Origin of the sequence: Corynebacterium axilliensis, assembly GCF_046097495.1 — a bacterium.
Lineage (GTDB): Bacteria > Actinomycetota > Actinomycetes > Mycobacteriales > Mycobacteriaceae > Corynebacterium.
The window spans coordinates 777511-788718 of sequence record NZ_CP175768.1 but is presented as its reverse complement, the minus strand read 5'-3'; the positions used below and the strand labels follow the sequence as shown (position 1 = coordinate 788718).

The window sequence follows — 11208 nt, the reverse complement described above, 5'->3', positions numbered from 1 at the left end:
TAACGATGACTAGAGGTTGGGTACCGCCGAAACAGCGGTGTGATCGATATCGAGTTGTTGGGGGGTCGGTATCTGGGTCCCGGGCAGGGATGCCGCGGCCGAACCATAGGCCACCGCCTGGCGCAGGGAATCCGCGGAGGATGCCCCAGTACGCCGTGCCAGAATGTAGCCGGAAAGCGACGAATCGCCAGCGCCCACGGTGGACTTGACGACAATCGGCGGCGGGGTAGCCACCCACGCTTCATCCGCGGTCACCAGAACGGCACCTGCACCGCCGAGGGTGACGAGGACCTCGGGGATGCCGCGCTTGACCACAACACGGGCGGCCTCGACCACACCGCTGTAGTCGCCACCTTCGGCAGCCTTTTCCAGCTCCTTGCCGTCGACTCCTGCCAGCTGCCCCAACTCGAGCCCGTTCGGCTTGATGAGGTCAGGGGCGGCGGTGCCCAGGCCTTCGCCGAGGGCCACCATCGGAGCGTCGGAGGTATCGACGGCGATGTGCAGTTCTGGGTTCGCCGCGCGAGCAGCGGCTACGAGCTGGGTGTACCACTCGGTGGGCACACCCTTGGGCAGGGAACCCGCCATGACGAGCCACTCGGCCTTCGGCGCGTGTGCGGCCACTGCGTCTAGCACAGCGCGCTGGGTATCCGTGCTGAGCACGGGGCCAGGGCCGTTGAGCTTGGTGGTCCGGCCATCCGGCTCTGTCAACGTGGTGTTGATGCGGATGGTTCCGTCCATGGGGATCGCCTCCACTGGGATGGAATCCACGGCGGTAAGGGAGAGGAAGTGATCATCTTCACGGGCTGGCACGAGCGCCAGCGTATCGACGCCGGCAAGGGCTACCGCGTGGGTTACATTGACGCCCTTGCCTCCGGCAACCTGGGAGACCGACTCGGCGCGGTGAACGGCACCGAGCTCGATTTCCTCGTGCAGAGAGATCGTGGCGTCAATACTGGGATTCGGGGTTAAGGTGAGGATCATACTGGTGAATCGTCCCTTTCCGGTGTGCGTATAGTGGTGGCAAACTCGCCCGGCGGGGGCCGGCGCGGTCGAACTAGACATACATCAGCTCGAGGGTTCGTCGGTGTTGATTGTTGCCCGATTGTGTCCGATTGTCAATCGAATCACTGTGGTTTTCGTTGCATTTTCGGAAAATTTGTGATGATCTTGTAAAGAGAAAAAATTCGTCTCCGTAAGGAACTGTGTCATGGAAAACGTGTCCCAATCCACCGTTAAAGGAACTGGCGTTGTAGCCGGCGTTGCGTACGCCGAAGCCGTGTGGGTACGGCCTCGCCCGGAGCTGCCCACCGCCGGAAAGACCATCGCCGAGGATAAGCGCGATGCCGAGTACGACCGCTTCTTGGAAGCGGTGGACATCGTCGCAGCGCGTTTGGAACAGCGTGCTGCTGGAGCCGATGGCCAGGCCGCAGAAGTGCTGGGGGCGACCGCCGGCATGGTGAAGGACCGTGGCTGGCACAAGGCTGTCCGCAAGGGCATCCGTGGCGGCAAGAACGCCGAGTATGCCGTCGTCGGCGCTACTGACAAGTTTGTCACCATGTTTGAGGCCGCCGGCGGCGTCATGGCAGAGCGCACCACGGACCTGAAAGACGTGCGTGACCGTGTCATCGCGCAGTTGCGTGGCGAGCAGGAGCCTGGCCTGCCCATGGTCTCTGGTGAGGCCGTTCTCTTCGCGGACGACCTGGCACCGGCTGATACCGCCACCCTGGACACCGCGCACATTAAGGCGCTGGTTACTGAGCTAGGTGGTCCGACCAGCCACACCGCCATCATCGCCCGTCAGCTCGACATTCCGTGCATCGTGGCCGTGGGTGCTGACCTACGCTCCATTGAGGCCGGCACGCAGGTCTTCGTCGATGGTTCTATGGGCACCGTCTCCCTCGGCGCTGACCGCGCGGAGTCCCTGAAGGCAGTGGAGGAGTACCGCGAGAAGGCTGCCCGCGTGGCGCAGTGGCGCGGCCCCGCTCACACCAAGGACGGTCACCGAGTGCAACTGCTGGCCAATGTGGCCGACGGCAACGCTGCCCGCATCGCTTCGGACTCCCAGGCCGAAGGTATCGGCCTGTACCGCACAGAACTGTCCTTCCTTTCCGCTAGCGAGGAGCCCACTGTTGACGAGCAGGCGCGCATCTACAGCAAGGTGTTCAACGCCTTCCCGGAGTCCAAGGTCGTCGTCCGTACCCTGGACGCTGGCTCGGACAAGCCGATTTCTTATGCCACCCTGGATTCTGAGGAAAACCCGGCCCTCGGTGTCCGCGGCCTGCGCGTTGCCCGCGACAATGAGGCGCTGCTAACCCGTCAGCTCGACGCTATTGCTCAGGCAGCGGCTGAGCGCGACGAGAAGGCAACCACCTGGGTTATGGCACCGATGGTCGCCACCGCTGTCGAGGCCAAGTGGTTTGCGGGTCTGTGCCGCGAGCGCGGCCTGACCGCCGGTGCAATGATTGAGGTTCCGGCTGCTGTGCTGATGGCGGATACCATCATGCCGCACCTGGACTTCGTGTCCATCGGTACCAACGACCTGACCCAGTACACCATGGCGGCTGACCGCCTGTCCCCGCAGCTGGCATACCTTACCGACCCGTGGCAGCCGGCCGTACTGCGCCTCATCCAGCACACCTGCATGGTGGGCCGCGACAACGATGTCATGGTGGGCGTCTGCGGCGAGGCTGCGGCCGACCCGATGCTGGCCTGCGTGCTGACCGGCCTGGGCGTGAACTCGCTGTCGGCTGCGTCGACCGCCGTCGCCGGTGTCGGTGCCCAGCTGGCAGAGCTCACGCTAGAGCAGTGTCAGAAGATGGCAGACGCTGCCATCAATGCTGAGGGCCCGTCCGATGCCCGCACTGCAGTCATTGCCCTGCTTGAGGAGTTCCAAGGCTAAACGCTACAGAGAGGCGCCGCCCGAGCTTATGCAGCTGCTCTAGCGGCGCCTGGTAGCACACTAGCGGCCGCTGGAAAGAGTTCCGGCGGCCGCTATTGAGGTTCTAGGCTTCAGGTTGTGAGTGGGCGAGGAACTACTTTTCTCCGGCGACGACGACCTCAACGTCATTGGCGCGCAGAGTGTCGAGGAAAGACACGGGGGCGGCGGCGTCAGTAATAACCACATCGATGTCCGCTAGGGACGCGAAACTGACGAGGTAGTCGTTGCCCAGCTTGGAGGAGTCACACAGCACGACGACCTTGTGGGCGTTCGTGACAAAGGCAGCCTTGATGGCAGCTTCTTGCGAGTCAGCAGTGGACAAACCATGGTCGATGGTGAGTGCGTTGGTGCCGATGAACGCGACGTCGGCACGCATCAGCGCCATGGTGCGCAACGCAGTATCGCCAACGACCGCCTGAGTAATGGCACGCACTGTGCCGCCGAGCAGCTGCACGTCAGACACACCGTTGCTGGCAAGCGACAGTGCGATGGGGAGGCTGTTGGACACGATGTTGAACTGTCCGGCAGAGAAACGCTGTCCGATGAGATCTGCCAGTGCGTTGGTCGTGGTGCCGGCGTCGAGGAAGATGCTGCCGTCTTCGGGAAGCTGATCAAGGGCTGCTCGGGCGATGGCCATCTTGGCGCCGGTAGCCGAACGCTGGCGGGTGTCAAGAGTGAACTCGGCAGTCTGGAAAGACTGGGAGGCGACGGCGCCACCATGGACGCGGTGAACTACGCCTTCGCGGTCCAGTACCGCAAGATCGCGGCGGATGGTTTCTGCAGTGACATCGAAGCGCTCAGAGAGCTCGGTGACGTTGACACGGCCTTCGACGGCGGTCAGTGACGCGATCTGGCGACGGCGTTCTTCTGCGTACATTGTTTCTCCCTTGGGGGACTCCATTGTTCATCGCTAAGCCAGGGAAACATGGGGGATGAATTGATGGCTTAATGAAAATGTGCAACGGGTGTTGCTGTGATGTCCCCATTCTTTCATTGAGTGCGGGTAAAACGGAACAAAACAAAGAGATTCACACATCAAGAACGTTAAGGATTGGTGGAAAACAGCCATTGGCCTGCCCGTTTGGGAATGTGTGATTTAGGACGCTAATCGGGCGCAAATCGGGCATCTACACGCGCAAGGGGGTAAACAAACACAAAAGTCCCGCCCCGTCCTTCCGTTCTGAATGGGGAAAGGCGGTTGGGGCGGGAAGCGGTGGGCGACAAAAAAGGGGAGAAGGTGTTAGAGCTTGCGGAACACGGAGACAACCTTGCCCATAATCTCTGCCTCGTCGCCCTTGATCGGGGCGTACGCGTCATTGTGAGGGAGCAGCCAGACGCCGGAGGAATCTCGGTGGAACTCCTTCACCGTTGCTTCATCGTCTAGCAGGGCAGCAACGAACTCACCTTCCTCCGCGACCGACTGAGAGCGGATAATGACCCAGTCACCGTTGAGGATGCCGGCATCCTGCATGGAGTCCCCTACGACCTGAAGCATGTAGAGCTCACCGCTGCCCACGACTTCATCGGGCATGGGGAAGTAGGCGTCGACGTTCTCCTCTGCAGTGATAGGGGAGCCGGCGGCAATGCGGCCCACCACTGGGATGTAGGTCGGGCGAGCGGCGTCCTCGGGTACGTCCGAAGACGTGGGCTCAGGGGAGTCCTGGGCTGCGGAGGTTTTGCGGCCGGGCTTCTTGGAGTCTTCCGAGTTGGGGAAGTGGCGGACATCCACGGCGCGCGGCTTGTTCGGGTCGCGGCGCAAGAAGCCCTTCTCCTCCAACTGCTTGAGCTGATATGCCACCGACGACGTCGATTGCAGCCCAGTTGCATCACCGATCTCACGGATACTGGGTGGGTAGCCGCGCAGCATCACGGCGTCATGGATGACCTCCAGAATTCGGCGCTGGCGGGCAGAGAGAGAATCAAGAGTGGGCTGTTCGGTCTTCTTGGGTTTGCGGGGCATTGTGGCTCCTCAGGGTGGGGTAAAGCTTGCGTTCACAGTGGCGTTAAGTGAGCTTCTTAAAAAGATTATGAAGTGCGCGGCACTGTCTTCCTTTGTAGCACGGAAAGAAAAAATGTTCGAGAAATGGCGCGCAGATGTGGACAAATATTCGAGAGGGTGTTATAAATCGAACATACGAACAGGATCGAACGGTTTAGCGAGTGGAATGTTCGAGTGTGTCAACCGCGTTGCATACACTGCAGGCAACGTCATCCGCTAGATGAAAAGAACGCAAAGGAATAATCATGGCAATCGTACTGAATACCAGCTCACGCAACCGCATCCCGAATGAAGCCTCTGCTAGCCCGCGACCCGCAGTTGTGCCTCCGGCGGCGGTGTGGGATCCGGCGGGAGAGCGTGGTCGGGGTGCCGGCCGAGCGTTCGGACCTCGCAATGTTCGAACGTTGAGTCCCCTCGATAGAACACAGAGCCGCCTCTGTGCATCGCGCTCGCGCGGTGGTGGACATCCAAAAGGCGTGGTGGATTCCACTGTTAAGGGATCGAACGTAGGTAACTATGTTCTGGGTGCGGTCTTCGGGGCCGCGGTATTCGTTGGCACTGTCTGGGGCGGTTTGAGCATCGACACTGAGTCGCCGGCGGCACCATCCCCGGCCGTGCACTCGAGCTCAGATATCGAGGCGGCGTCTATCGCCCACTAACCTGTCGGAGAACGCGGTAGCGGTGTGCCTTTCAGTTCGGGGCGGCGGTAGGCTAACGGTCGGGGATGGAAAGCCTCCGCTTGGTTTCCAGGAGGCCTGAGTGAAAGGACGCCGCGTAACGTGTATTGCCCGTTTTGCCACAATGAACAGTCCCGAGTCATCGACTCGCGCGTGGTAGACAGCGGAACCTCTATCCGCCGTCGCCGCGAATGCGCGTCATGTAAGGGTCGATTTACCACCGTGGAGAAGGCTGTTCTTCTCGTCGTCAAGCGCAACGGCTTGGCGGAGCCTTTTAGCCGGGACAAGCTCATTCGCGGCGTGCAGCGCGCGTGTCAGGGGCGCGACGTGAGTGACGATTCGCTGAAGAAGCTGGCGCAGCAAGTAGAGGAAACCGTTCGCAGCCATGGCTCTTCTCAGGTCAATGCCAACGATATCGGCCTTGCCATCCTGGAACCGCTGCGCGACTTGGATGAGGTGGCCTACCTGCGCTTTGCCTCGGTGTACAAGTCCTTTGAGAGCGCTGACGATTTCGAATCAGAAATCCGCCTCATGCGCCGCCGGGACCGCGATAGCTTCTAACAGCGATTAGCGCAGCTTGTCTGCGGCCTTTTGAATGCGGCGCACCGACACTGCGTGCGCGGTGCCGAGGCGCTGAGCAAAGAGCGAGACACGCAGCTCCTCAATCATCCAGTAGATGTCCTTGACGTCGCGGGACTTTTCGCGGCCAGCAGGCAGAGAGCGGAGGCGGTTAGCAAGGTATGCCTTCGCCTCATCCACATCAGCCTGGCGGTCGGCATCGCGGTCCGGATCGAGGTTCATATCCTCCAAACGGATTCGCGCGGCCTGAATGTACCGCGGCAGGTGGCGCAGGTGCTGCATTCCGTGCACCGTAATGGCGTGTGGCGGCAGCAGGAAGTCCAGCTGCTTGCGGATGTCATCAATCGCCGGTCCCTCCCAGTGCTTGAGCTCTGCGGAAAGATTGGAATATTCCGCTAAGCCGGGGGCAATGGCGACGACGGCTTGGCGCACTCGCCCGGGTACTTCCGGCTTGACCTGATTCAGCAGGGCCTTAAAGTCCGCCGGGGTGCGGACGGGTCCGCCCTTTTCCATCATGATGTCCCGGACGGCGGCCACGCGGGCGTCGTTCACCAATCCTTCCGCCCCGCCGTGCGGGTATGCATCAACGGCGACACGCTGCTGCAAGGGCAGACCCTTGACCATCTGTTGGGTGCCGACGGTGATCTCGCGCAGGAGCAGCGTCAGCGTCGTGGTGATCATGGAGGCATCCGCTGCCGCCTTGGTGGGGTGCACCTTGAGCGCCACACCATTCTTCGTGGCGACCAGCGCCGGGTAGGCGGTGACCTCGTGGCCGTCGACGCTGGTGGTGACCTCCTCCTCGATGGTGCCCAAGGTATCGTCCGACCACTCCTTGACCGCCTTCGACTCCGCGGCGCGGCCCACACGGGAGACCGACGAAGAAATGTGCCCTGCCTGGCGCTGCACTAGTGCTTGGAGGTTCCGGTCAGAGTCGATAACCTTGCCGCGCTTGTCCACAGCGGCATAGTTCATGCGCAGGTGCGGGGCAAGCTGATCCGGGCGGAAGTCGTTGGCGTTAATGCCCTGGCCGCCCATTTCCCGCAGCACTGCCGCGAGCTGCTCTGTCAGCGTGCCTTCGTACGGCAACAGCTTCGGCAGCGCGCGCTCGGCGAACTCGGGTGCTGGGACCACGGTGCGGCGCAGCGCCTTGGGGAGGGAACGAATGAGTTCGGTGACGAGCTCTAGGCGCAGGCCCGGGACGAGCCAGTCAAAGCCCTCGGTGTCGAGACCCGCGAGCAGGGGGACCGGGACCATGAGGGTGACGCCGTCCAGGGGATCGCCCGGCTCGAACTTGTAGCTCAGGTCGTAGTCAACGGTGCCCTTGAGCCAACGGTCGGGGAAGGCCTCCTCGGTGACGTCGTGGTCGTCGTCGAGCAACTTGGTCGGATCGAAGTCCAAGGCGTGCTTGTTCTTCTGCTTCTTCCACCACGAGTCGAAGTGCTTGGCGGTGGTGACCTTTTCCGGGATGCGCTGGTCGTAGAAGTCGAACAACGTGTCCTCATCCACGACTAGGCCGCGGCGGCGGGCCTTCTCTTCGTACTCGGAGGCGTCGGCAAGCTTGCGCTTGTTGTCGTGGAAGAAGTGGTGGTGGGTGTTCCAGTCACCGTCGACAAGCGCGTGGCGGATGAACATGTCGCGCGCTGCTGCTGGATCCACGCGGTGATACGGCACGGTGCGGTCCGCCACGACGGTGACCCCGTAGAGCGTGGAGCGCTGGGTGACGACAGCGGAGCCGCGCTTTCGGGACCACGTGGGATCCGAATAGTTGTGTTTGAGCAGATTCTGCGCCAGCTTTTCTACCCAGGCGGGGTCGATGGCAGCCACGTCGCGTGCCCAGAGCCGCGAGGTTTCCACGAGCTCGGCGGCCATGAGGAACTCCGGTGGCTTCTTCGCCAGAGCCGAACCTGGGAAGACAAGGAACCGGGTATTTCGGGCACCAATGAACTCCTTGGAGTTGCCGTCTCGTGCACCGATATTGGACAGCAGGCCGGCCAGCAGGGACATGTGGATATCGTCGGGGCGGCGCTCGGTGGTCTCCTGGGTCTTCCAGCCGAGCTGCTTGGCCACGTCGCGCAGCTGACGCACTAGGTCGAACCACTCACGGATGCGCATGTAGTGGAGGAAGTCGGCCTTCATGCGCTTGCGGAAGGCATTGCCGCTCATCTCTTCGCGGGCTTCTTGGACGAAGTCCCACAGGTTGAGCATGGCCAAGAAATCGGAGGACTTGTCCTTGAAGCGCGCATGGGCCTGGTCGGCCTGCTCTTTCTTCTCCATGGGGCGCTCGCGCACGTCCTGGATGGTCATTGCGGCGACGATCACCATGACATCGCTCAAGCACCCAGAGGTGTGGGCCTCCACCAGCATGCGCGCCATGCGCGGATCCACGGGGATGCGCGCGAGGTCGCGGCCGACGCGGGTGAGCACGGGCAGGCCGTTCTTCTCCTTGCCCTCGAGGGCGCCGAGCTCATGGAGGAGCAGCAGGCCGTCGCGCACCGCTTTCGGCTCCGGCGGCTGGACGAAGGGGAAATCCGAAATATCTCCCAGGCGCAGCGAAATCATCTGGAGGATGACGCTGGCCAGGTTGGTGCGCAGGATTTCCGGATCCGTGAACTCGGGGCGGGAGAGAAAGTCTTGCTCGCTGTAGAGGCGGATGGCAATGCCATCGGCCACACGGCCGCAGCGGCCCGAGCGCTGGTTGGCGCTGGCCTGGGAAATCGGTTCGATGGGCAGGCGTTGAACCTTGGTGCGGGTGGAATAGCGGGAGATACGGGCGGTGCCTGTGTCCACGACGTAGCGAATACCCGGCACCGTCAGGGAGGTTTCGGCGATGTTGGTGGAGAGCACGATGCGGCGCCCGCGGTGCGCGCTAAAGACGCGGTGCTGCTCCTGGTTGGACAGGCGGCCAAAGAGCGGGGTGACCTCCACGCCGCGCCAATGCCGGCCTTCGATGGCCTCCATGGCGTCGCGGATGTCGCGTTCGCCGGGGAAGAAGCACAGGATGTCGCCCTCGCCTTCAGCCATGAGCTCTTCGATGGCCCCGCACAGGGCGTCGAGCGGATCGATGTCGACGAGTTTACCGCCCACCTCCTCTTCCAGCGGGCGGTAGCGGATCTCCACCGGGTAGGTGCGCCCGGAGACCTCAATAATCGGTGCCGGTTCGCCGTCGGCGTCAGCGAAGTGCTGGGCAAAGCGTTCGGGATCGATGGTGGCGGAGGTGATGATCACCTTGAGATCGGGGCGCTTGGGCAGCAGGCGCTTGAGGTAGCCCAGCAGAAAGTCGATGTTGAGGGAACGCTCGTGCGCCTCATCGATGATGATGGTGTCGTAGGCATTGAGGAAGCGGTCACGCTGCATCTCCGCGAGCAAAATTCCGTCCGTCATCAGCTTGACCGCGGTGGTGCGGGAAACCTTGTCGTCGAAGCGGATGGCATAGCCCACTGAGTCACCGATGGACTGATCCAATTCGTCCGCGATGCGCTCGGCCACCGTGCGCGCTGCGAGACGACGCGGCTGGGTGTGGCCGATGAGTCCGCGGCGCCCGCGACCAAGCTCGAGGCAGATCTTGGGGATCTGGGTGGTCTTGCCGGAACCGGTTTCGCCGGCAATGATGACCACCTGGTTGTTCGCAATGGCCTCAGCGATGTCATCGCGGCGTCCCGTGACAGGGAGCTGCTCCGGGTAGGTGATGTCCGGGACGGCGGCGTCGATGGCGGACACGCGCTCGGTAGCAGCGGCGATGTCCTGGCCAATGGCGGACAGGGCTTGAGGAGAGCGGGCTTTGCGGAGGCGGCGGCGGAATGCGCGCTCGTCGCTCAGGGAAACCTGGGAGAGTGCGTCTAGAAGTTCTTCGCGAGTGGCAGTCATAATCGCCCTGAAAGTCTACTCGTTCGGTGAGACTTATGACTATGTTGGTAGGCTCGTGGTGACTGTGTGACTAAAGAGTAAAGGACACAATCGATGACTAACCCTTTTGATCCAAAATCTGACAACAACTCCAACGGTGGGTTTGGCTCCGGCAACGGCGGCGACCTGCCGCGGTATGAGACCACCAGCCACCCGGAGGACCAGGAAGGCTTCGGCAAGGGTGCGAGCCCGGCCTTTGGTGCACATTCTTCCAGCGCGGGTGACCAGTACGCCGGTTACGGTGCCGCGAACTCCGGACAGCCGGGCTACGCGGGCGCCGGCTACGGCACGGATTCCAGCTACGCCGGACCTGGTCCGGGCGCGGGTCCGGCGTACACCGGCCCGGTCAGCGCTATGGAGGCCATCAAGTGGGGCTTCAAGGCAGCTCTAGGAAACGCCGTTGTGTGGCTCGTCGGCGCTGTGGTGTACTTCCTCGTCATGTTTGTTCCCCAATTCGCAGTGGGCTTCGCGGTATCAGACAATGAAGAAGCTATGGGTGTGGCGTCCCAAGGCATGTCGTGGCTGATGGGAATCCTGTCGCTCTTTGTCTGGATCGTGGTCTACCGCCTTGCCTACCGCGAGATTGACAAGCCCAGCCCCTCCTGGGGCGATCTGTTCCAGGGCGTGCGATGGGTACCACCGCTGGTGGTCAACATCGTCTTGGGAGTCCTGGGAACCATTGTTTTTGTCGCTGTGGTTGTGGGCCTCGTGGTAGTAGGTGTTGGCGGCGGCAGCAACATCAACTGGGAGAACCCGAGTGATGCCGAGATGGGCAAGATCATGGGCATTATCGGGGCGATCTTCGGCATCCTGGTGCTGGTGCTCTTGGCGTGGTTGTTTATCCAGCCCTTCTTCACGCTGATGCCATGGCTGGCCGCGGATACGTCCTCCATCGGCGAGTCCTTCTCCAAGGGCCTGTCTTTGGGCAAGGAGAACTATGGCCACATCCTGCTGTTCCTAGTCCTGCAGGGTCTGCTCTACATGGCGTCTATGCTCACGCTGGGCTTGGCGCTTATCATCATCGGGCCCGCAATGGCGCTGGCAACCGCGCACCTGTGCCGCCAGTGCCAGGGCCGCTTCGCCCCGGCTGCTTAGTAGGGCAGTAGGAGAGT

7 protein-coding genes are annotated in these 11208 nt (G+C 62.2%); 3 read left to right on the top strand and 4 right to left on the bottom strand.

Annotated features, from left to right (window positions below):
- Positions 1-9 precede the first annotated feature (9 nt).
- Complete coding sequence (locus ACKFR8_RS03835) at positions 10-981, bottom strand: 1-phosphofructokinase family hexose kinase (RefSeq protein ID WP_408930606.1); 972 nt, start codon at positions 979-981, stop codon at positions 10-12.
- A gap of 226 nt (positions 982-1207) precedes the next feature.
- Between ACKFR8_RS03835 and ptsP the strand changes: the two genes are divergently transcribed.
- Entirely contained in the window at positions 1208-2899 is a 1692-nt protein-coding gene (gene ptsP / locus ACKFR8_RS03830) for a phosphoenolpyruvate--protein phosphotransferase (protein WP_408930605.1), read from the top strand.
- Between the two features lie 133 nt (positions 2900-3032).
- Here the strand turns inward: ptsP and ACKFR8_RS03825 are convergent, their stop codons facing one another.
- Positions 3033-3815, bottom strand: a complete 783-nt coding sequence (locus ACKFR8_RS03825; RefSeq protein WP_408930604.1) for a DeoR/GlpR family DNA-binding transcription regulator — start codon at positions 3813-3815, stop codon at positions 3033-3035.
- Positions 3816-4178: 363 nt separating this feature from the next.
- The gene (lexA, locus tag ACKFR8_RS03820) at positions 4179-4898 is read right to left on the bottom strand and encodes a transcriptional repressor LexA (protein WP_296130926.1); all 720 of its coding nucleotides are present in this window, start codon (positions 4896-4898) and stop codon (positions 4179-4181) included.
- Positions 4899-5716: 818 nt separating this feature from the next.
- On the opposite strand from lexA, the gene nrdR reads away from it, so the two are divergent.
- Positions 5717-6175, top strand: a complete 459-nt coding sequence (gene nrdR, locus ACKFR8_RS03815) for a transcriptional regulator NrdR (protein WP_296130930.1) — start codon at positions 5717-5719, stop codon at positions 6173-6175.
- 6 nt (positions 6176-6181) lie between these two features.
- On the opposite strand, the gene hrpA is transcribed toward nrdR, so the two are convergent.
- A complete protein-coding gene (gene hrpA, locus ACKFR8_RS03810) occupies positions 6182-10057 on the bottom strand; it encodes an ATP-dependent RNA helicase HrpA (protein WP_408930603.1) in 3876 nt (1291 codons plus the stop codon).
- A gap of 93 nt (positions 10058-10150) precedes the next feature.
- Here hrpA and ACKFR8_RS03805 point away from each other — a divergent pair, with 93 nt between their 5' ends.
- Positions 10151-11191: a hypothetical protein gene (locus tag ACKFR8_RS03805; protein WP_408930602.1), complete on the top strand. Its 1041-nt coding sequence runs from the start codon at positions 10151-10153 to the stop codon at positions 11189-11191.
- Positions 11192-11208 lie beyond the last annotated feature (17 nt).